23 protein-coding genes are annotated in these 21,479 nt (G+C 67.0%); 21 read left to right on the forward strand and 2 right to left on the reverse strand.

What is annotated here, in order from left to right; translation table 11 throughout:
* From J3S20_RS28070 to J3S20_RS28085, 4 genes are all read left to right on the forward strand, one after another.
* On the forward strand, positions 1–533 hold a 533-nt coding region (locus tag J3S20_RS28070; protein WP_343215319.1), incomplete at its 5' end, for a M23 family metallopeptidase.
* Positions 530–856, forward strand: coding sequence for a YnfA family protein (locus tag J3S20_RS28075; RefSeq protein ID WP_216840241.1), 327 nt, complete (start codon positions 530–532; stop codon positions 854–856). The genes J3S20_RS28070 and J3S20_RS28075, both read left to right, overlap by 4 nt.
* A 451-nt stretch (positions 857–1,307) precedes the next feature.
* The gene (locus J3S20_RS28080) at positions 1,308–1,802 is read left to right on the forward strand and encodes a copper chaperone PCu(A)C (RefSeq protein ID WP_216840242.1); all 495 of its coding nucleotides are present in this window, start codon (positions 1,308–1,310) and stop codon (positions 1,800–1,802) included.
* 2 nt (positions 1,803–1,804) lie between these two features.
* A complete protein-coding gene (locus J3S20_RS28085; RefSeq protein WP_216840243.1) occupies positions 1,805–2,425 on the forward strand; it encodes an SCO family protein in 621 nt (206 codons plus the stop codon).
* Positions 2,426–2,545: 120 nt separating this feature from the next.
* Here J3S20_RS28085 and J3S20_RS28090 read toward each other — a convergent pair whose 3' ends face one another.
* Positions 2,546–3,409 (reverse strand): DUF932 domain-containing protein, encoded by an 864-nt coding sequence (locus J3S20_RS28090; RefSeq protein ID WP_216840244.1) that lies wholly within the window; start codon positions 3,407–3,409, stop codon positions 2,546–2,548.
* A gap of 531 nt (positions 3,410–3,940) precedes the next feature.
* Here J3S20_RS28090 and J3S20_RS28095 point away from each other — a divergent pair.
* The 16 genes from J3S20_RS28095 to J3S20_RS28170 all read left to right on the forward strand — a co-directional run bounded on the left by J3S20_RS28095 (position 3,941) and on the right by J3S20_RS28170 (position 17,609).
* Positions 3,941–4,348 (forward strand): hypothetical protein, encoded by a 408-nt coding sequence (locus J3S20_RS28095; RefSeq protein WP_216840245.1) that lies wholly within the window; start codon positions 3,941–3,943, stop codon positions 4,346–4,348.
* Between the two features lie 130 nt (positions 4,349–4,478).
* Positions 4,479–5,030, forward strand: coding sequence for a cupredoxin domain-containing protein (locus J3S20_RS28100; protein ID WP_343215320.1), 552 nt, complete (start codon positions 4,479–4,481; stop codon positions 5,028–5,030).
* A gap of 16 nt (positions 5,031–5,046) precedes the next feature.
* Entirely contained in the window at positions 5,047–6,837 is a 1,791-nt protein-coding gene (locus tag J3S20_RS28105; protein WP_216840246.1) for a copper resistance system multicopper oxidase, read from the forward strand.
* The gene (locus J3S20_RS28110) at positions 6,837–7,562 is read left to right on the forward strand and encodes a copper resistance protein B (RefSeq protein WP_216840247.1); all 726 of its coding nucleotides are present in this window, start codon (positions 6,837–6,839) and stop codon (positions 7,560–7,562) included. Before J3S20_RS28105 ends, J3S20_RS28110 begins: the two co-directional genes overlap by 1 nt.
* A 35-nt stretch (positions 7,563–7,597) precedes the next feature.
* Positions 7,598–8,341 carry a response regulator transcription factor gene (locus J3S20_RS28115; RefSeq protein ID WP_216840248.1) on the forward strand — a complete coding sequence of 248 codons (744 nt, stop codon included), beginning with the start codon at positions 7,598–7,600 and terminating at the stop codon, positions 8,339–8,341.
* Positions 8,338–9,708, forward strand: a complete 1,371-nt coding sequence (locus J3S20_RS28120; protein WP_216840249.1) for an ATP-binding protein — start codon at positions 8,338–8,340, stop codon at positions 9,706–9,708. The genes J3S20_RS28115 and J3S20_RS28120 overlap by 4 nt, the downstream gene beginning before the upstream one ends.
* 698 nt (positions 9,709–10,406) lie before the next feature.
* Positions 10,407–11,309: a DUF305 domain-containing protein gene (locus J3S20_RS28125; RefSeq protein ID WP_216840250.1), complete on the forward strand. Its 903-nt coding sequence runs from the start codon at positions 10,407–10,409 to the stop codon at positions 11,307–11,309.
* A 54-nt stretch (positions 11,310–11,363) separates the two neighbouring features.
* Entirely contained in the window at positions 11,364–11,741 is a 378-nt protein-coding gene (locus J3S20_RS28130) for a copper resistance CopC family protein (RefSeq protein ID WP_216840251.1), read from the forward strand.
* Between the two features lie 24 nt (positions 11,742–11,765).
* The gene (locus tag J3S20_RS28135; protein ID WP_216840252.1) at positions 11,766–12,602 is read left to right on the forward strand and encodes a copper resistance D family protein; all 837 of its coding nucleotides are present in this window, start codon (positions 11,766–11,768) and stop codon (positions 12,600–12,602) included.
* Positions 12,603–12,621: 19 nt separating this feature from the next.
* Positions 12,622–12,768 (forward strand): DUF411 domain-containing protein, encoded by a 147-nt coding sequence (locus J3S20_RS28140; RefSeq protein ID WP_216840253.1) that lies wholly within the window; start codon positions 12,622–12,624, stop codon positions 12,766–12,768.
* A gap of 163 nt (positions 12,769–12,931) precedes the next feature.
* Positions 12,932–13,135 (forward strand): heavy-metal-associated domain-containing protein, encoded by a 204-nt coding sequence (locus tag J3S20_RS28145; RefSeq protein ID WP_216840254.1) that lies wholly within the window; start codon positions 12,932–12,934, stop codon positions 13,133–13,135.
* A gap of 127 nt (positions 13,136–13,262) precedes the next feature.
* A complete protein-coding gene (locus tag J3S20_RS28150; protein ID WP_246603362.1) occupies positions 13,263–13,472 on the forward strand; it encodes a DUF2933 domain-containing protein in 210 nt (69 codons plus the stop codon).
* Positions 13,473–13,503: 31 nt separating this feature from the next.
* Entirely contained in the window at positions 13,504–13,974 is a 471-nt protein-coding gene (locus tag J3S20_RS28155; protein WP_216840256.1) for a hypothetical protein, read from the forward strand.
* Between the two features lie 14 nt (positions 13,975–13,988).
* On the forward strand, positions 13,989–16,358 hold the full coding sequence (locus J3S20_RS28160; RefSeq protein WP_216840257.1) for a heavy metal translocating P-type ATPase: 2,370 nt from the start codon (positions 13,989–13,991) through the stop codon (positions 16,356–16,358).
* 207 nt (positions 16,359–16,565) lie between these two features.
* Entirely contained in the window at positions 16,566–16,952 is a 387-nt protein-coding gene (locus J3S20_RS28165) for a c-type cytochrome (protein ID WP_343215322.1), read from the forward strand.
* A gap of 183 nt (positions 16,953–17,135) precedes the next feature.
* Positions 17,136–17,609 (forward strand): DUF411 domain-containing protein, encoded by a 474-nt coding sequence (locus J3S20_RS28170; RefSeq protein ID WP_216840259.1) that lies wholly within the window; start codon positions 17,136–17,138, stop codon positions 17,607–17,609.
* Between the two features lie 755 nt (positions 17,610–18,364).
* On the opposite strand, the gene J3S20_RS28175 is transcribed toward J3S20_RS28170, so the two are convergent.
* Positions 18,365–20,305, reverse strand: coding sequence for a ParB/RepB/Spo0J family partition protein (locus J3S20_RS28175; RefSeq protein WP_216840260.1), 1,941 nt, complete (start codon positions 20,303–20,305; stop codon positions 18,365–18,367).
* Between the two features lie 397 nt (positions 20,306–20,702).
* On the opposite strand from J3S20_RS28175, the gene J3S20_RS28180 reads away from it, so the two are divergent.
* Positions 20,703–21,362 (forward strand): hypothetical protein, encoded by a 660-nt coding sequence (locus tag J3S20_RS28180; protein WP_216840261.1) that lies wholly within the window; start codon positions 20,703–20,705, stop codon positions 21,360–21,362.
* The last annotated feature ends 117 nt before the right edge of the window (positions 21,363–21,479 follow it).

Consider the following 21,479-nt stretch of genomic DNA (forward strand, 5'->3'; position numbering starts at 1 on the left):
GGGTTGCGCATCGGGCTGTCGTGCGGCACAGCGGGCTCATGATAATGCGCCCCTCGGCTTTCCTAGCTCTATTGGCCCTCAATATGCCTGTGGAAGCCCTGGCCGCCCTTTGTCCAGTCGCCTTGCCGGTCGCGGGCGAGTTCTCCTCCGGCTTTGGGCGACGCCATGGCGGGATGCATTCTGGGGTGGACTTGCGGGCGCCGGTTGGTACCCCGGTCTATGCCACGCTTCCCAGTACCGTAGTCTTTGCAGGACGCTACTTCGACTATGGCTTGATGGTGGAAGTACAACATGAGGACGGAACGCGGGCGCGCTACGCGCATCTCGCGCGCTTCGCGCCGGGGCTGGCCCGCGGCACGCGGCTTGCCATGGGCGAGGCCATCGGCGTGGTCGGCCGCACGGGCCGCACGACGGGCCCCAACCTTCATGTCGAGCTGCGGCGCGGCGGCCGCCCGATCGACCCGTGGCCTTGGATGACCCGCACGGCCTGCACGAGCTGGACCGAAGTCGCGGAGGCGGGACCCATCCGGTGAGGCAGGTAGCGATCTTTGCCGCCGCAGCGGTCGCGGAGATCGTCGGCTGCTACGCCTTCTGGGGCTGGTTGCGCCTCGGCAAGCCGTTCTGGTTCGCGGCCGCGGGCATGGTTTCCCTCGGCATCTTTGCTTGGTTGCTCACCCTGGTTGAAGTCGCCGCCGCAGGCCGGGCCTATGCGGTCTATGGCGGTGTCTACATCGCCGCCAGCCTGGTCTGGCTACGGTTCGTGGAAGGCGTGCCGCCCGATCGCTGGGACCTGATCGGCGGCACGGTCTGCCTCCTCGGCGCCTCGATCATTCTCTGGGCTCCGCGCGGCGCATGAGACGCCTCTGGCAGGAGCTGCGCGGCGCGGTCTCGGCAATGGTGCTGCTGGGGCTTGTCGCCCGCCTGCTGATGCCGTTGGGAGCCATGGCGGCCACGCAGAAGGTGGCCTTCGACATCGCATTGCGTGGACAGATTTGCCTTGGTTCTGGCCTGCCCGCCCCTGGCGAAACAACGGATGGGTCTCAGGCTGCCCGTGGCGACCATTGCGCACTCTGCCGCCTTCCTGACCCGACCGGCTTCGCGCCGCCCCTTTTGGTGCTGCTGCCAGCGCCACGCCTTGCAACAGTGCCTGTTGCCATATCCTGGCACGAGGAATCGGCCTGGAGTCCGCCAACGCGCGGTCCTCCGCCTGCACGCGCACCACCCTACCCTCCGACGCTCGCCTGAACAGCCGTTATGCAGGTGCCGAAGCCGGCGCCTGCCCTGTTTGCTTTCGGAAGGATCATCCCATGCGTCGCCGATTCCTGAGTGCCGGCCTGTTGGCCTGCGCTTCCGTTTCCCTGCTGCCTGCCTCACCCGCCTCCGCGCACGACTTTCGTGTCGGTGACCTCGTCATAGACCACCCCTGGTCCCGCGCGGTCGGGGCGAGCGCACCGACCGCCGCCGGGTACATGTCGATCGCGAACCGCGGATCCCTGCCTGATCGCCTTATCTCAGCCGAGACGCCAATGGCGCGGACCGTCGAAGCCCATGAGATGAACATGACCGACGGCGTCATGCGCATGCGGCCGATGCCGGGCGGCATTCCGCTTCCGCCCGGCGGCACGGTCTGGCTGCGGCCTGGAGGAATGCACCTCATGCTGGTCGGGCCAACCGGAGCCTTCGTGCCGGGTGGCAGCGTGCCCCTGACGCTGCGCTTTGAACGCGCAGGCACCGTGATCGTGGAGCTGGAAGTGGCCAGCGCCGGCGCCCGGGCGCCGGCCACCGAACATCAAGGGCACTGAGGATGCTCCGCGCAATTCGCTGGGCAGCCTGGGGGGGCGTTGCTGTCCTGGGGCTGCTGCTGCTGGCGACCACCGGCGGCTGGCTGGTGACCGACGGTCCTCTTGGGACAGGGCGCGTGGCGACGGGACCGGCGAGCCTGGCAATCGGCGGGCCATTCAGCTTGACGGACCAGCGCGGGCGCGCGGTCACCGAGCAGGATTTTCGTGGCCGGCCGATGGCGATCTTCTTCGGGTTCACCCACTGCCCCGACGTCTGTCCCACCACCCTCGGCGACATGACGAATTTCATTGCAGCGCTCGATGCCTCGGCGGAGCGGGTGCAATGGGTGTTTGTCAGCGTGGATGCCGAGCGCGACACGCCGCAGACGATGGCCGATTACCTGTCCGCCTTCGATCCGCGCATCGTCGGGCTAAGCGGCAGCGAGGCGCAGATCAGCGACATGGCGCGGGCCTTCCGGGTCTACTACCGGAAGGTCCCGCTCGAAGGCGGTGGCTACACGATGGACCACTCGGCCAGCGTATTCCTGCTCGATGCAGAGGGGCGCTTTGCCGGAACGCTCGACTACAAGGAGAGCGTGGACGTGGCGGTTGAGAAGCTTCGGATGCTTGCCACCCGGGGCTGAAGCCTCTGGGCTTTTCCTCCCGCCGCGGCCCGCCCCTTGGGCGGGCCGCGATTTATGGACGATCGCTGCTTTTGCGGTGCCGGTATGAGGACGGGGCGGGTGCCCCGCCCCCGGCAGAGTTCAGCCGCCCTTGAGCTCGGCCATGCGCTCCGTCAGTTGCCAGAGGGCACGGTTCAGCCTCACGTCCCCGTCGATGCCGGCAACCTCCCGCGACGTGACCCGGCGTGGCCGGTTTTGCGCGTCGCGCGTCCAGGCGGTTAGCCCGCCCCGAATGACATTCTCCTGCACCCGGTTGAACACGCGCCACAGGTCGTTACCGGCATCCGCTGCACGCCGCGGCGCCAGCATCTGCTCCGGCGTGATCGGCGTATCGGTATGGCCGTCCGCGTCGCCGAACCGCAGCGTCCGCGCGGCCTCCCCGAGGACCCGCTGCTCGTCCCGGGACAGTGTCACGCCTTGCCAGGCCTCCGCCGCATCCAGCGCGCGCCGCGCATCGTCGAGCACGGCATAGGATCCTTCGATCACCTGGCGCACCACGTCGCCCTTGTGCGGCACCCGCACCTCCGCCCCCTGCCGGTCTGCCACCACCATGCCGTTGAGGCAGATGAGGCGGAACACGCCGGACATCACGCGGTAGGCGCTCGTGCCGTCATGGGCGTTCAGCAGCACGATCTCCGGGAAGGTGTCGCCGACACGGCGCTCGGCGGCCAGCGCGGCGCCGGCATGCCGGAAACGCAGCATGTGCTTCGTGTGCCCGACGCGGCCGGCATCGCGGGTGCGTGCCTGGGCTGCCGACATCGGCAGGAACCCGTTCTCCCGCATGCCCGCGATGACATCGGCGGTCGGGATGTAGGCGTAGCGATGGCTGCGGCTCTCATGCGCCTCCGCCGCAAAGGCGGACGGGGCGAGGCGGCGGATTTCTTCGTCGGACAGGGCGGTGACGCCGTTGGAACGGAGAGCCTGGCGGTTGCGGATGAACGACATGGTGTCTGTGTCCCTTCTCTTCCTGCGCAGCGGGAAGCAGCCGCGCTGCTTCCTTGCCCGTCGGCGAGACCGGGGAAGGAGGGGTGGCATGCGGCAGGGCGAGGCCGGGTTGCGAGGGAGCGGGGTGCGCAGCGCCCTGCGAGAGAGCGGCCCTGCCTCGCCGTAGGGCGCATGCCGAGGGGAACCTTGGGGCGGCGCCCCATGGTTCTCCGCGGTGGGCCGCGTCCGCGGCCAGCGTCCTGCGTCAGCGACCGTCACCCGGAGGGCGAAGACCGGCGCAGCCGGGCTTCGGGAGCGGCCGGCGGACGCGAGTAGGGCGCGGCCCCGCCATCGCGGGGAGACGCCCTAGGTTCTTCAGATAAAAAGGCGATGTCCTTCCGAGCGGCTCGCATGTCGCATCATGAACGTTCTGTCGGATAGCGACCCGGTCCACATGTTTTGTTTTGGTCGCGCAAGACGCTCGTCATATGCGGTTGCCATCCTCCCGGTGTACCGCACCAAAGGGGTGCGGGCATTTCCAGGAGATCTTTCATGTCCCCCTTATTCCGCACCGCATTTGCCGTGGCCATCGCGGTCGGCATCGCCGCACTGCCCGGCCTCGCGCGCGCCGATGGCCGGCCAGTGGTCTCCCTGGAGCCGATGTATCTCGGACGGCTGCCCGTCATGATCTACTCCGACCGCGCTTCGCCGGTGACCTCACTGCCGGTTCGGCGCGTGACCGGCAGCGGGCAAAACGTCGAAATCGAATACGACACCTCCGCCACACCGAGGCCTGTCGTCAGCTGCGTCAATCCACGCATTGTCGGAACCGGGGAGAACGCCAGCAGCGAGTGCAACGAGGCCGCGACCGCCGCCGCGCCTCACACGATGCCCGACATGGGTGGGGGCCATAATGCGGCACTCTGGAACCTCCAGCGGCTGTCCAATTCGGTCCGCTGACCATCCTCCAGACGTCCCGGTCAGCAATGCTTTGTCATGATCGGGACGTGTCCCATACATGTTGGCAAGGCATCCTCCATGTCGAGGGGTTGTTCCGCCTGCCCCTGTCCGACCATTCCAGGAGAGACCTGTGATCAAGCTGTCCCATCTGGCTGCCCTGACGTTGCTGGCGGCCGCCACCGCGACGCCGGCGATTCTCGCTCCAGCCCCTGCGCTCGCCTCACCGGAAGGCCACGGCAACAACGCCCAGCTACTCGGCCAGCCGGCCGCGCGCGGCACCGGCCGCGTGGTGCGGATCGAGATGACGGAGAATGCCTACAGCGTGCCGCGCATCCAGGTTCGCGCGGGCGAGACGATCCGCTTCGTGGCGGTGAACCGCGGCCAGTTCGTACATGAGTTTAGCTTTGCGCCGGCTGCCGTCGCGGCCGCGCACCGGCCCGAGATGGCACGTATGTTCGAGCACGGCATGATCACGCCGGAGCGCGTCGTCAGCCTGACGATGACGATGCCGGACGGCACGCGCATGGACCTGGCGCCGCCCAACACGGTGCTCGTCGAGCCGGGCAAGACCGGCGAGATCTCCTGGCGCTTCACGCGCGCCGGCACCATTGAGATCGCCTGCAACATCCCCGGCCACTACGAGAGCGGCATGGCGGCCGAACTCGTCGTGACGCCGCGCTGAACGACGGAGAACGCACATGACCAGCCCGCTTTCCCGTCGTGACTCCCTGAAGCTGGCCGCCGCCGCCGGGATGGCGGGCGTGGTCACCGCCTTCCCAGGCCGCCAGAGCTTCGCCAATGCGCATCGGGTGCAGGATCTGGCGGTGGAGGCTACGCGAATCACCGTTGATGGCGCGCAGACCAATGCGCTGACCATCGGCGGGACGGTACCTGGCCCGCTGCTGCATTGGCGCGAGGGCGAGGAGGTGGTGATCCGCGTCACCAACCGCCTGAGCGAGCCGACCTCCATCCATTGGCACGGCCTTTTGCTCGCCGGCGTCATGGACGGCGCGCCCGGCTTCAACGGCTATGAGGCGATCCAGCCCGGTCAGACCTACACCTACCGCTTCCAGCTGCGCCAGGCCGGCACCTACTGGTACCACAGCCACTCCGCGGCGCAGGAGCAGGCGGGCATGTACGGCGCAATCGTCATTGAGCCGGCACGGCCAGAGCCGGTGCGGGTCACGCGGGACTACGTCGTGATGCTCTCGGACCACAGCTCGGAGGCACCTGACGCCATCTTCCGCAACCTTCGGAATCGCGAAGGCTACTACAACCGTGGCCAGCGTACGCTCGTAGACTTCATGCGCGACGTCCGCCGCGACGGCTGGAGCGCCACGATGGCCGAGCGCATGTCCTGGGGGGAAATGCGGATGGACCCGACGGATTTGGCGGATGTCACCGGCTACCAGTTTCTGGTCAACGGACGAGGTCCGCAGGACAACAAGACCTTCCTGTTCACGCCGGGCGAGCGGGTACGACTGCGTTTTATCAACGGCTCCGCCATGTCCATCTACGACGTGGCAATCCCTGACCTGCGGATGACGGTGATTTCCGCAGACGGGCTGCCGGTGATCCCGGTACCGGTCGACGAGTTCCGCATTGGCGTCGGCGAAACCTACGACGTGGTGGTCAACCCGACGGAAGCGCGCGCCTTCACCATCATGTCAGAGCCCCTCGACCGCAGCGGCTATGCGCGCGCCACGCTGGCGCCGCGCCAAGGGATGGAGGCGCCGATCCCGCCACGTCGGCCACGGACTGTGTTGACCATGGCGGATATGGGCATGGCTCATGGTGGCATGGCGATGGGCAGCGGGGCGATGGCCGGCATGGACCATAGCGCCATGGCAATGGGTGGCGCCGCGGCAGGCGGCTCGGCGATGGCTGGCATGAATCATGGCGGCATGCCGATGGGTGGAAGCGGCACCGGCACAGCCGCCCCGGCGCCGGCTGCGGCTAATCCCCATGCGGGACATGCGATGCCTGGCGCTGCGGCCATGGCCGATCCGAATAATCCGCTAGGCTGGGAACAGGCCGGCACGCCGGCAGGAAAGCGTGCCCTGCGTTATGCGGATCTCCGTAGCACGCGAGCTCGGCCGAACGCGCCGCAGCCCTCGCGGGACATCATCCTGCGTCTTACCGGCCAGATGGGGCGCTATTCCTGGTCGCTGAACGACCGCCGCTTCGGCATGGAGGAGGGAATTCGGGTCCGCGAGGGCGATCGGGTTCGCATCCGATTCATGAATGAGACGATGATGGCGCATCCGATGCACCTGCACGGGATGTTCATGGAGATGGAGAACGGCGCGGGCGACCGGCTACCCTACAAGCATGTCGTGCTTGTCCGCCCAGGCGCTGAAGCCTCCGTCCTCCTAACTGCCGATGAGGTCGGCGACTGGCCGCTGCATTGCCATCTCCTGTACCACATGGAGGCAGGCATGATGACTCGCTTCATCGTCGAGCCTGCCCGTGTGGCGAGTGCGGGCTGATGCGGACTCTCCTGCTTGCTGCCGCCGCGGGGCTTTCCTTTGCGGCGGTGACACCCGCGCTTGCACACAACCATAACGCCATCAACTCAGTGGTCCGCCTCAATAATTTTGACTACGGCGGGTCTTCGCAGGGCGACCGCCTCTCATGGGATCTCGATGCCCTGATCGGCACATACGATCATCGGCTTCTTTTCCGTACTGAAGGCGAGCAAATTCGTGGCCAAACGGAGAAGGCTGAGATCCAGCTATTCTACAACCGCCCCATCTCGGAATTCTGGGACGTCAACGTCGGGTGGCGCCGCGACTTCTTCCGAACCAACAGGAACTACGGTGCTGTCGGTTTCAGGGGCATTGCGCCCTACTTCTTTGAGGTTGAGGCCACCGCCTATGTCAGCGAGGAAGGCGTGCTGAGCGGGCGTCTGGAGCTGGCGACCGAATTGCTCATCGCCCGCAGCGTCTTCAACGACACCGGGCCAGGGCTCTACCTCAAGCCCGCCATCGAGCTCAACGCGAGTGCCGGCAACGACCGCGAGCTGGAGGTCAGACGAGGAGTGACCGATATGGAGCTGTCGCTACAGCTGCGCTATGAATTCACGCCTCAGATTGCGCCCTATGTCCAGGTGGGGTGGGAGCGGCAGCTGGGCGAGACGGCAAACCTGGCGCGCGCCAACGGCGAGCGTGTTGCCAATAGCTACGCCGTCATTGGCATCCGGTCGCTTTTCTGATGCTTCCGAGGCCGCGTTTAGGAAAGTAGGCAGCGATGCGGAGCGATCAGTTGTCGCCCGAGGCGCATCTCCTTGTTGTCGAAGACGACGGGGAAATGCGGAATCTGATCACCAAGTTTCTGCGCCAAAACGGCTTCCGTGTCACCGGCGCGCGCGACGGACGGGAGATGTGGGATGTGCTGGGCAGTGCGCCGGTGGATCTCGTCCTCCTCGACGTCATGCTGCCCGGGCAATCCGGCCTCGACCTGTGCCGCGCCCTGCGGGCCAAGTCCGGCGTGCCGATCATCATGGTGACGGCGCGCGGGGAGGAGGCGGACCGCGTGCTAGGACTCGAATTGGGTGCGGATGACTACATTCCAAAGCCGTTCGGCCGCGCGGAACTGCTGGCGCGGGTGCGCGCGCTGCTACGCCGGTCCAGTGGCGCGGCCGGCGAGCCGGTGGCGGGCGCCATGGGCGACACGCTGAATTTTGGTGGCTGGTCGCTTGATGCGCGCCGACGTGAGCTGGCTTCGCCGGAAGGCGTAGCGGTGGACCTCTCAGGCGGCGAATACGACCTTCTGCTCGCCTTCTGCGAGCACCCGCAGCGTGTACTGAGCCGGGACCAGCTGCTGGATCTTGCGCGGAACCGGCATGCCTTCAACGGCACTGACCGGTCGGTAGATGTGATGGTGAGCCGATTGCGCCGGAAACTGGAGCCGACAGACGAGAGTCCGGCAGTGATCAAGACCATCCGGGGCGCCGGCTATATGCTGGTGCCTGCCGTGAAGCGCGGCGCGTGACGCGGCTCGGCTGGCTGGTTCCCAGGACGCTCGGCGGGCGTGTCGTCCTCGTCCTACTGGTTGGCCTGCTAACCTTCCACGTCGGCAGCCTCTGGCTGCACCAGGCGGGAACGGAGGCGCTGCTCGGCACGACATGGGAATCGGTGCTGGCTGAGCGGCTTGTTTCTGCCAAGCGGGCCGTGGCCGCGCTGCCGCTGGCGGAACGCGATGGCACGGCCCATGCCCTGTCATCCGCCAGCCTGGACCTGCATTGGACGGCAGAACCGGCCGTGAACCTGGTGGAGGAGGCAAGCCCGCGCATAGAGGCGCTGCGGGCCAGGTTGGGCGAGCTGGTGCCGGTCTCCGACCTGGCCGGACTTCGCCTAGGCTATGCTGGGCAGGGCGCGGTGCAAGCCGACCCGGCGCGCCACCTGCTGCTGGGTGCCCTGCCGCTGGCGGATGGAAGCTGGCTCAACTTCTCAGCGACACTGCTGCGCTCGGGCTCTCCTGAACATGCGACACTCCTGTCCACCACGGCCATGGGGGTTGGCATCCTCATCCTCGCGCTGTTCGTGGTCCGGCTGATTGGCCGGCCGCTGCGCGCACTGTCTGAGGCGGCGGATCGGATCGGCGGGGCCGGGCCGCAAGCGCCAATCCCGGACGAAGGGCCGCGCGAGGTCCGTCAGGCGGCGCAGGCCTTCAACCGGATGCAGGGGCGCATTGACCGCCTCATCGCCGACCGTACCCAGGCCCTGGCCGCGGTCAGCCACGATCTTCGCACACCCATAGCGCGGGTGCGGCTGGGCGCCGGCTTCCTGGACGAGGCCGAGGCGGCGCTCGCCATCGATGCCGACCTCGACGAGATGGAGGCGATGATTGATTCGACGCTCGCCTATCTGCGCGGCGAGACAGAGAGCGAGCCGCGCAAGCCGGCCGACCTGGTGGCGATGATCGAGACGCTGTGCGATGCGGCCGCCGATGCGGGCGCGGACGTGGCCTATGCCGGACCTCCGCAGGCGCGGCTGGTCTGCAGCCCAGTGACGCTGAAGCGCGCCTTCTCAAACCTCATCGACAACGCGGTGAAGTACGGGGGCAGCGCGCGGGTGGAACTCGTAGATCGCGAGGATGCCCTGGTTCTGCGCGTGCAGGACAATGGCCCTGGCATTCCCGAGACCGACCTCGAAGTGGTCTTTGAGCCATTCCGGCGACTTGAGGCCTCCCGCAACCGCGGCACCGGCGGCAGCGGGCTCGGACTGACCATCGCGCGCCAAGCCTTCGAGCAGCATGGAGGCGCTCTGCGTCTGGCGAACCGGCCGGACGGCGGATTGCTGGCCGAGGCCCTCCTGCCACGATCCGCGACCCAGGCTACCAAGGAGGCTGTGTCGTGAACCCAAGTGTGACGAAGCTTGCTGCTCTGCTGACCGGACTTACCATCGTTGACCGTCGTCGCTTCAGAACGGCGTGGATCTTGAACGTCGCTTGGGCGGAACCACGTCTAAATCGCTGCAAGCGCTCGCCGCGAACAGGAGGCAGTTGGGCGCACGATGGCAGATGTTGAGCATCACAGGCCTGGCCGCCTTCGGCGGACCTTTCGGACGTTCATCGCGGCCATTCTCCTTGTCGCCTTTAGCCTGCCGCTTTTGGCGGAGCCCCACCTCCACGGCGCTCACACACCGGGTGTCGATGGGGACGCAGGCCAAATCCATTGCGGCATGTCGAGTACCGGACATGAGCCTGCATTCGGGATGCTGGTGCGGGGGAGCCCAGATCTTGAGCACGTTCCAACGGATGATCTCGCCTGCCTCATCGCTGAGGGGTGTTGGTCTGGCTCTGACGGAGCATGCATCACGACTAGCCCATTGCATCCCGCCTTCGCGGCGATCTCGCCCGCCGGCCGTGACGCTGGGTCGGTTGGAATCACCGCTTGTCCGGACGTGCCACCTCCTCGTCGCGCCTGATCGGCAGCACTTGCGCCACGCGCACTGGACAGCTGCCCTTCAGCAGCATCGATAAACCCATTTACAAGGCGGCAGGGCGACTGGCGAAACGGGATCCAGCCTCGTGCCGGAAGACAGGAACTTAGAAAATGATACTCGGTATTTTCCGCGCAAAACTACGCCTCTTGGCATGCACAGCGGTAGTGGCCGCCGGCGCCGCTTTGGTCAGCGATCCGGCAAGGGCTGCAATCGGTGAAGAATACGAGCCCGGTGGCGGTGCGCCGACCAGCACGTGGTTCGCCCTCCGATCGGAAGCCGCCCAGCGGATCGACCGGGAGTACGTGACGGGCATGCGCCCTCATCACGCGGGTGCCTTAAGCATGAGTGCCGAATACCTGCGCGATCCGGGCCGATCGTCGCCGCTCCTCCAAGCGCTTTCGCGTGCGATCGTCGCGAACCAGACCTTCGAGATCGGGGTGCTGGACGAGATCGCTCGCAATCTCGACGCGCCACCCGTCCGGCTGTTCGGGCTGACGCTGCAGCCGATCGCGACTGACGGCATGGCGCAGGCCGAGCGGTTCCTCAAGGCTCCGATTCCGTCTAGGATGACCCATGCGATCGGGCCAGTTTCGGAGACCGATGTGCGCTTCGCCAAGGCGATGATCATCCATCACCAAGGCGCGGTGGAAATGGCGCAGGACTACCTGGCAAATCCCGGCGCACGAAACGGCTTTCTCGGATGGATGAACATCTACGTCCAGACGGACCAGACGCAGGAAATTGCTCTCTTGCAACGGATCACCGCGGCCTACCCTGGGAACGCCGATCTGATTGAAGTCCCGCCTTCCATGATCCACGGCATGGAAGGCATGCAGCACGGTTCAGGCGGTCACGGGGCGCACACGACAGCAACTCCTGCAAGTCCGACGCAGGGCGGCGGCAATCCGCACGCCGGCCACGCTGCACACGGAACCGGTGCTGGTGCGGCAGCCGACCGGTCCGGCGGCACCACAGGGGCCGCACGAGGCGGGCTGCACCAAGGCCATCATTGACCGAGAGCGCCCCGGCCACCTGGCCGGGGCGCTCCTTCTTGTTGGAGATTGAAGATGAAACTGTTTTCCACCGCGCTGTGCAGCGTCGTTGTCCTGGCCACTCTGGCGAACGCGCCCAAGGCGTATGCGCACTCTGACATTATCGCTTCGGAGCCTGCCGAGGGATCTGTACTGGTGAGTTCGCCGGAGCGCATTTCGTTGCGCTTCACAGCACCGATGCAGGTTACCTCGCTCCGCCTGCTCGACTTTTCGGGACGCGAGCGCGCCTTGCAACGCCAGGGCTCGCGCACTGCAGCCGTTACTGAAGCACAGGCTACCTTGACGTCGCCTCTGCCGCCGGGAGCCTTCCGGATTGAGTTCCGTGGCCTCTCCGCCGATGGCCATGTCGGCGGAGGCGCTGTGAATTTTCTGATTGATCCCAGCCGGCGCTAATCAACGGCTGCCGGAACAGGTCCCATGCCGATCACCGAACTGCTTCGCGCCACTTGGTATGTCGCCGCACTCGGCGGCGCCGGTCTCGCATTTTTCTTTGCGTTCTTCGTACGAGACCTGGCCGCTGGCGATTCGGCGCGGCTGCGTCGCTGGCGCGTGCTGGCCTTCGCGCTCGGGTCGGCCGCCGCCGTTGCCCTGCTCACCCTCAACGTTTCCGATCTTGCAGGCGGCTCCACCATCCTCGATGGCGAGCTCTGGGAGATAACCCTCGGATCGCGGGTTGGTATGGCTTACGGGGTAGGGCTGATCGGGCTTGCGCTTGGTATGGCCGCGGCACGCGGCGTCGCAATCGTCGGCGGCGTCCTAGCCTGTGCCAGCTTCACCCTGCTCGGGCACACGCCGGTGGCGGGTAGCTGGCCTCTGCCCTCGGCGCTGCTGCTCGTGCATCTGCTCGTCGGCGCCTTCTGGATCGGCAGCTTGCCACCGCTCACCTGGGCCGCGCGTCGCGGCGGAGAGCGCGACACCGCTCTGCTTCGCGATTGGTCGCGCGCTGCGGCCTGGGCTGTTCCGTTGATGCTCGCCGCAGGCGTCGTACTCGCTTGGCTGCTGACCGGAAGCGTCGCCAATCTAGTGGGAACGCGCTACGGCGTCGTGTTGCTTGCCAAGGCGACGTTGACATCCGGGATGCTGGCGCTTGCGGCTTGGCATCTCTGGCGCCTGACGCCTGCTTTAGAGACGAGGAAGCGGGGGGCGGGGCCACGGCTTGCGCGCTCCATCACCTTTGAAGCCCTCATCGCGTTGGCCGTCCTCTTTGCTGCGGCCGTGCTTGTCTCGATGCCGCCCCGGATTGTCGGTGCCTGATTCCTGACCGCTTTCGAAGTTGGAAGGCCATGTCCCGGCAGCGGCAGTGAACCGACTACTCGCACAGCGCCCAGTCGGCATCCGCAGGCTGGCCGTGCCTGGCACGCCGATGGGCTCACTTGGCATGGAAGTCCCTGGCCAGGTGCTGGATAGCTATGACGTCTGACCTGCCATGCGCGTGGCCGTTATACCACCTCCATGCGCTTCCGCGGCGGCGCACCAGTGTGATGTACGCTGAAAGTGTGGATTTGGTAGCGATGAGCCCTTGACCCTCCCATAAGGGCAATCACCACCTCTCATCTGGAACCAGAATTCATTAGGAGGGCGTGATGCATCGCTTTCGAATCGCGAACATGAACTGCGGCGGCTGCGCGAAGGGCGTCACGGCCGCGCTGCGACGGGCGGACCCTCTAGCGCAGGTCGACATCGCGCTGGAGCCGCGCGAAGCGGCCGTGATGTCGAGCCTGGAGACAGTGCACCTGGAGCAGGCGTTACGCGATGCCGGATGGCAGGTCGAGCGTATCGCTGCGTGACTGCAGGTCAGCGCGGCGGCGACACCGTTCTACGCGGCGCTGTCCGAGAAGCAGCGCCGCACCGCCGACGAGCTTATGGCCGAACACCTCCGTGGCATGCAGATGGGAATGCGGTGACATGAAGCGAATGAATGGCGTCCACGTGCAGAGCACGTCATCTTGGTGGCGCACTCGTACCGGAATCGCCGTAATCGGCTTCGCGCTGGTTGCAGCTTTTTACGTCCTGCGGGAGCATTGGGGTCACGCGTTCGGCACGCTTCCGTATCTCATTCTCCTGGCCTGCCCGCTCATGCACCTGTTCATGCACCACGGGCATGGCCACGGCAAAGACGGATAGACCCTGGTTCAGGCCGCGGAACTGGCGCCAAATGATCCACGATGTGCAGCGAGGATGGGCTGGCTTGGCTGCTCCCGCGGCACGTTACCTCGCGACTATGCTGGCTTTAAACCTAGTCTGGGAAGCAGCGCAGCTCCCCCTGTACACGTTGTGGGCAGAGGGAACGCCGGACGAGATCGCCTTCGCCGTCCTGCATTGCACTGGCGGGGACGCGATGATTGCGGCTGCCGCGCTTACGGTAGCGATACTGCTGACGCAATCCTGGCGCTGGCCGCGCCAGGGACGGGGCAGCGTCCTGGTGGTCGCAACCCTCATCGGCCTTGGCTACACGGTGTTCAGCGAGTGGCTGAATGTCGATCTGCGCCAGTCCTGGACCTACACGGCCGCCATGCCGCGACTTCCGCCGTGGGGAACCGGGCTCGCTCCTTTCCTCCAGTGGCTGCTTCTGCCGCCCCTGGCAATGCTGGTAGCGCTGCCGCCCGCGCGGCCTTTTACGCGCTGAGGAGTTGAACGGACATGGAAAATCACGCCCCCCGCACAGCCCACGGCGAACATGGCCCCGAGCTTGAAGGGACTGCGGTGGCAACAGGCACCGTGAAGGATCCAGTCTGCGGCATGATGGTCGACCCGGCAAAGACTGCTCACCACGCCGATCATGCGGGACATGCCTACCATTTCTGCTCAGCCGGTTGCCGCACCAAGTTCATCGCCGAGCCAGGCAAGTATTTGCAGGCACGCGCGCCGCTGCGTGCCGAGGCCGTTGCGTCGGGAACCATCTACACCTGTCCGATGCACCCTCAGATCCGGCAGCCGGGCCCGGGCAGCTGTCCGATCTGTGGCATGGCACTCGAACCAGAAACCCCCTCGGCCGAGACGGGACCCAACCCGGAGCTTGTGGACTTCACACGGCGCTTCTGGATCGGCCTTGTGCTGACCATCCCGGTCTTCCTCCTGGAAATGGGCGGTCACCTGACGGGGATGATGCACCTCGTCGGCGGGCCGCGCGTCGGCAACTGGATTCAGCTGGCGCTGGCAACGCCCGTGGTGCTCTGGGCTGGCTGGCCATTCTTCGTCCGTGGGTGGCAGAGCCTGGTGAACCGAAGCCTCAACATGTTCACGCTTATTGCCCTCGGCACCGGTGTCGCCTGGGTGTTCAGCGTCGTGGCGACCGTCGCCCCCGGTATCTTTCCCGCGGCGTTCCATGCGGCCGATGGCTCCGTCGCTGTGTACTTTGAGGCGGCGGCGGTGATCGTGGTGCTGGTGCTGCTCGGCCAAGTGCTGGAGCTGCGCGCACGCGAACAGACCGGAGGTGCCATTCGCGCCCTGCTCGACCTGGCGCCCGCCCAGGCGCTGCGGCTCCGCGAGGACGGGTCGGATGAGGAAGTGCCGTTGGCCGCGATCGTGGTTGGCGACCGGCTGCGTGTCCGCCCGGGCGACAAGGTGCCGCTGGATGGCGAGGTGCTCGAGGGCGCCTCCAACATCGATGAGAGCCTTGTGACGGGTGAGGCAGTGCCGGTCACTAAGACTGCCGGTGATCAGGTCGTTGGCGGCACGCTTAACGGCCAGGGCAGCTTCATCATGCGCGCCGATCGCGTCGGCCAGGACACGGTGCTGGCGCAGATCGTGCGCATGGTCGCGGGCGCACAGCGCTCGCGCGCCCCGATTCAGCGCCTGGCTGATCAGGTTGCCGGGTGGTTCGTGCCAGCGGTGGTAATCATCGCGCTGGTCGCCTTCGTGGCGTGGTCGGTGTGGGGACCAGAGCCGCGCCTTGCCTTCGCGCTGGTTGCTGCGGTGACGGTGCTGATCATCGCCTGCCCGTGCGCGCTGGGGCTGGCAACACCGATGTCCATCATGGTGGGCGTAGGCCGTGGCGCGCAGGCCGGCGTGCTGATCAAGAACGCCGAGGCGCTGGAGCGCATGGAGCGCATCGACACGCTGGTCGTGGACAAGACCGGCACGCTTACCCAGGGGCGACCGGACGTGGTGGCGGTGATCCCGGCGGCGGGCGTGGCCGAGGAGGAGGTGTTGCGCCTAGCAGCGGGGTTGGAGCGGCCGAGCCAGCATCCCCTCGCCGAAGCCGTTGTGCGAGCGGCGGAGAAACGGGGCATGATCGTGCCGCCGGTCGAGGGCTTCGATGCCCCTATTGGCCGCGGAGTGACGGGCCAGGTTGAGGGACGCCAGGTCGCGGTCGGCAACGCTCGCCTCATGGCGGAGGCCAACGTGGATCTCGGCGCCTTGTCGGCGGAAGCCGAGCGCCAGCGTGGGGATGGCGCAACAGTCTTCTTCGTGGCGGTGGATCGCAGCGCCTTCGGAATTGTCGCCGTGGCAGATCCGGTCAAGGCGACGACACCAGCAGCGCTCGCGGGGCTCGCGAAGGATGGCGTCCGGGTGGTGATGCTGACTGGCGATAATCGCACAACGGCCGAGGCCGTGGCGCGACGCCTTGGCATCACCGAGGTCGAGGCGGAGGTCCTGCCCGAGGACAAGCAGCGCATCATCGAAAAGCTGAAGGCTGAGGGGCGCCGCGTGGCCATGGCCGGCGATGGCGTAAATGACGCCCCAGCGCTGGCGGCGGCCGAAGTGGGCATCGCTATGGGCACCGGTACGGCGGTGGCGATTGAAAGTGCCGGTGTGACGCTGCTTGGCGGAGACCTCATGGGGATCGTCCGGGCGCGGCGGCTGTCAGAGGCCGTGATGGGCAACATTCGGCAAAATCTGTTCTTCGCCTTCGCCTACAACGCGGCTGGCGTGCCGATCGCCGCGGGGGTGCTGTATCCCATGTTCGGGATTCTGCTTTCGCCCATTATCGCGGCGGCAGCGATGGCCCTTTCCTCGGTGAGCGTAGTGGGCAACGCGCTGAGGCTCCGCGCGACGCGGCTCGATTAACGATACCCAGCGCTGAGGAGAAGGGACGGCAGACATGATGCAGGGAGCAACGATGGGTGGCGGGATGTTTTGGGGAATGGGTCTGGTTGGGCTGTTGTTCCTCGCCCTTATTGTCCTGGGGATCCTCGCACTCGCCAAATACGTATTTGGACCACGCATTTGACGCGAGCTCAGACCTGCCTACTCACCGCGGCAGCCGCTGTTTTCGTGGCGACGGCGGCCGCCGGTGGATGGCGCGTTTGGGGGCCAGGTAATCAAGGTGCAGATGGAGCTACTGCGGATCTTCTACTCGGGCAGCGTGTATATGCGGAGTACTGCGCCTCGTGCCACGGAGCGAACCTTGAAGGCCAGCCGGACTGGCGAACGCGCCGGCCGGACGGCAGATTGCCCGCCCCGCCGCATGACGCAACCGGCCACACTTGGCACCACTCAACGGCCCAGTTGATTGAGTTGACCCGCAAAGGGGTTGCTGGCCTTGTGCCCGGCTACGAAAGTGACATGCCCGCCTTTGAAGGCGTGCTTACCGACACCGAGATCGCCGCCGTCGTTGCCTATATCGCCAGTACTTGGCCGCAAGAACTCCGGCGCCGATAAGCTGACTTACCAGCACCAGCCGGTGGCGGAAGTCATTTCAACCAAATTGCGCTTCTTTGATTGGACGCCAAGTATTGTCTGTCTGCCCGTCGGTCACCGCCTGCGCCAGCAGCTTTGACACCTGCGGCGGATTGCTGGCTGCGGTCGCGCTGCCGAAACCACGGCAACGAAGGAGGATATGGCATGCTCTCAACGAAACGCGGCTTGGCCCTTGCGGCGCTTGGCCTTCTCGTGGCGCCGACAGTCGCCCGGGCGCAGGCGCTGCCGCGCGTCCAGGTCTGGCGGGATGCCGGCTGCGGTTGCTGCGGAGGCTGGGTGGAGCACATGCGAGCCGCCGGCTTCCCGTTGGAGGACAACATTGTGCAATCCGTCGCCGCAATTCGCCGAAGGCTGCGCACTCCATCGGACCTGCTATCCTGTCACGCTGCACTGGTGGATGGGTATGTGCTGGAAGGACATGTTCCTGCTGCGGCGGTAAAGCGCCTGCTGGCGACGCGCCCTGCCAGCATCCGGGGCTTGGCGGCGCCGGCGATGCCCGCCGGGTCGCCGGGAATGGAGATGCCAGGCGTGGCTCCTGAAACCTACGACATCATCGCCTTCGATGGTGAGCGCGGCCGGATGAGCTTCATGCGCTTCCGCGGTGGCGAGCCGGTCTGATCACGCCGGTGCGCTGCGTCAGGTGTCCTGCTTTCACCGATTCTGGCCGCAGTGGCCATGGGCCTGTCCAGCGTCTTCGTGCTCAGCAACGCGCTGCGGCTGAGGGGATTCCGCGCCGCAGCGCGCGGCGCCGGGGCATGAGGCAATGGTCGCATGCGCTTGATCCGGAGGATCCAGACGGTTCTTCGACAGTCACAATCCGACAAAGTATGTCAGGCACTACCGTACTACCGTCGCCGACGTTACCAGGGGATGCCTGCGGACCCGGTCAGGGATTCACCGCAGGTAAGCCGATCCCGAACGAGGAGACGAATATGTTGGAACGAAACCTGGCGCGACCACTGGCTCTGACACTCCTGCTCGGCCTCGGCGTGGCAGCGTGCGCGCCTCAGCAGAGCACGTCGGGTGCGGCATCTCCGAGCGCCCCTGCCGCCTCCATGCAAGGTCACAACATGTCTGGCATGCAGGGCCACAACATGTCGGGGATGCAGGGCCACAACATGTCGGGGATGGATCACCAGGCGATGATGGCCCACTGTGCCCAGATGCGGCAGCAGGCCCAACCGGGGGCAAGCGCACCTGCTGGAATGCAGCAGATGATGGCACAGTGCAGCCAGATGGAACGGTCGATGGGGTCGTCTCCGACCAGGTGACCGGGCTTAATACCGACGCCTCTTATTGCCGCATGTGGGCTTACCCAAAAAAGCGAGCCGCCGGATAACCGGCGGCTCGCCAAATCTGTGAGAGGAAAGCGGCTACTCTGCCGCGATCTGCACCGTCGCCTCGTCCCCTACCGTCATAGTGGCGGGCACGCGTAGTAGGGATGGCACCCACCCCTTGCCGGCCAGCAGCCTGGCCGCCGTCTCGGCCATATCGTCCTTCTTAGCGCCGGCCAGTCTGCACGCGGCGGCCTCGCCCGCACCCTCGCGGACCGCCTCGAGGATGAGTGCCTTCGGCACCCGGTCGAGATAGGACGCCCGCGTCGGTGACCACCACGCCGTCGGGTCCAGGCCGCCCAGCGTCGCCGCCCGCGCCGCCGGCCAGGCCGTGCCGTTCTCTATCGTCCAATCCGCATTGCCGGCATCGGCCGAGGCTCCAACGCAGGCCGCCAGCAGCGCGCCCACATCCTCGGTCCGGGCCGCCTCAATCCAAGCCCAGAGACCATCCGCCTGCGTTGGCAGTGCAGCACGCCACCGCTCAAGGATCACGGACAGGGCGACCGCCGCCTTCGAGGCCTCCACGCCTGGCACGCCGGCATCGAAGCCGGTGCCGGGCAGCGGCGACCGCACGACGCCGCCGTAGGGCCGCCGGTAGATCACCGCCAGCGCCATGCCATGAGTCGTCACGCGCAGCGCGAGGTCCGGCCGCTCCGCCAGCGTCGCCCGCAGCGCGGCCGTCCGATGCGCCAGCAGTTCCGCCCGCAGCGCGCCCGACATTGACGGCATCCGCTCCTCCTCGGCTTCCGGCGCGGAGCCTGCCGCATCGTCGTCCCTGGCCGACTCGTCGTCATTCGCCACCGCGTCAGGCTCCGCGTCCTCGGTCCGTACGAAGCCACGCTCGATCCTGACGCCCTCGCCCCAAGGGTCCAGGCAGACCACGGCTCCGGCAACGGCCAGGCAATCCGGCGTCCACCGCGTCTCACCTGCTTCCAACGCTGCAAGCTCGGCCTCGATGGTTTCCAGCCGATCCGCCGCCTCGCCCTCGGGGCTGTCGCCCAACTCGGCGACAATGGCGTCGTATTCCTCTGCCAGCGCCTCCTGACGCGCTGCCTGTTCCTCAGTCAGCGGCACCGCTTCCGGCTGCACCCGGCGCATCCGCCAGAGCCGATCCTGTGGGAAGTCGCGTGCGACCTCCACCCATCGCCAGCCCTCCACCCTGACCGCCTCGGCCGCTTCCATGAGCCGCGCCTCGACCAGCCGGTCCAGTAGGCCGGGGTCGGCGATCCATCCGCCGCCCTCGTCCAGGTCGAACAGGTCGCGATCAACGACGCCCCCCGCTGCCTCATAGGCCGCGAGTCCGACCAACCGCACGCGTCGGTCGGCCAGCAGCACCCGCCCCTCTGTCAGCAGCCGCCGGATGGTCGCGGGATGTGCATGGGCGGCGGTCTGCCGCCAGACCCGCTCCTGCGCCTCATGGTCGTCCGTCACCGCGAAGGCCGTCACGGCGTCCAGGGTCAACTCCCCGTTCCGGTAGGCGTCCAGCAGCGAGGGCGCCACCGCGGCGAGGCGCAGCCGCTGGCGTACCGTCAGGACCGATACGCCGAAGCGCTCTGCGATCCGCTCTGGAAGCTGCCCGGCGTTGGCGAGGCGGGCGAAGGCCTCGAACTGGTCGGCCGGGTGCATCGCCACCCGCACGACATTCTCCGCGAGGCTGGCCTCCGTCGCCTGGTCGTCCTCCACCACGCGGCAAGGAATGCGGGCGGTGCGGCCGATCCGCCCCTCTGCAGCCAGGCGCCGCAGCGCCAAGAGCCGCCGCCCGCCAGCGACGACGAAGTAGCGCCCGGTCGGTGCGCCACGCGGCCCGACCTCCCGCCGGACATTGAGGTTCTGCAGAAGTCCGTGCGCCTGGATCGAGGCGGCGAGTTCGTCCAGCCCAGCCTCGGCGCCGGTGCGGCGGACGTTCTCGGTGGCTGGGTAGAGCCGGTTCAGCGGCACGTTGATGGTGGGTGTCGCCGGGTTGGTGATGGTGCGTGTCACGGTCTGTGTTCCTTCTCTCTTCCTGCGCAGCGGGAAGCAGCCGCGCTGCTTCCTTGCCCGTCGGCGAGACCGGGGAAGGAGGGGTGGCATGCGGCAGGGCGAGGCCGGGTTGCGAGGGAGCGGGGTGCGCAGCGCCCTGCGAGAGAGCGGCCCTGCCTCGCCGTAGGGCGCATGCCGAGGGGAACCTTGGGGCGGCGCCCCATGGTTCTCCGCGGTGGGCCGCGTCCGCGGCCAGCGTCCTGCGTCAGCGACCGTCACCCGGAGGGCGAAGACCGGCGCAGCCGGGCTTCGGGAGCGGCCGGCGGACGCGAGTAGGGCGCGGCCCCCGCCAAGGGCAGGGGGAGACGCCATGACATGCTTCCTGGACGCGGGGCGGCGAGGCCCGGTAATTGGTGCGATGGACAACGAGATCGATGCACAGAGATCGGGCTCGGGAGAGGGAACGCGCCGCGCGCCATGGGACCTTCACCCGGCGCTGACGGCGGAGCGGCTCTCCGCCTGTGCACGCCTCCTCGCGCGCGGCCGCACCGACGCGGTTGCCATGGCCGATCCTTGGGCCGGTGACGACGCATGGTCGATCGGGTGCCGCGCCTACTCCTTCTCTCGTAACCGGCTGCGCCAAGCGGCGGAAGGCGGCCGGTACCCATGGCTCGGCGTACTGGACTCGACGCACCACTTTGTTTTCCTCATCGACGGCGTGCCGGTTCGCTTCTTCCGGGGCGATGCCGAGGATCCGACGAAGCGGACGCTGCGCCAGCAGGAGACGGAGGCGCAGCAGCTCGCCCTGGCATTCGGCGATGCCGACACGGCCGAGGGGTTGATGTTCCGCCTTGCCGTCGAAACGGGCGAGGGCGGCGAGGTGACCAGGGTGGTGTTCCTCGCGCTGCGTGGCGAGGACGGTGCGGTGGAGTGCTTCTGGCCGGTGCCAATGGCTCCGGATGAGGGGACAGGTTCGCGACGCAACGCCGGCCCAGCGCTGCAGCTTCCCCTCGCACCGGGCATAGCCGGCCCTAGCGGCAGGCGCAGAGCGCCGGGCGGGCAGGGTAGCAAACTCTGAGCGCCGCTCACACCACCGTCATCGCGGAACACGCTCCGGTCCGTCTAATGCTGGTAATGTAGAGACCATGCTGCTTCAGGATCCAGCATCGGAAGCGTTTCCTTTAGCATGGTGCCA

Source organism: Falsiroseomonas tokyonensis (genome assembly GCF_019024325.1).
Lineage (GTDB): Bacteria > Pseudomonadota > Alphaproteobacteria > Acetobacterales > Acetobacteraceae > Falsiroseomonas > Falsiroseomonas tokyonensis.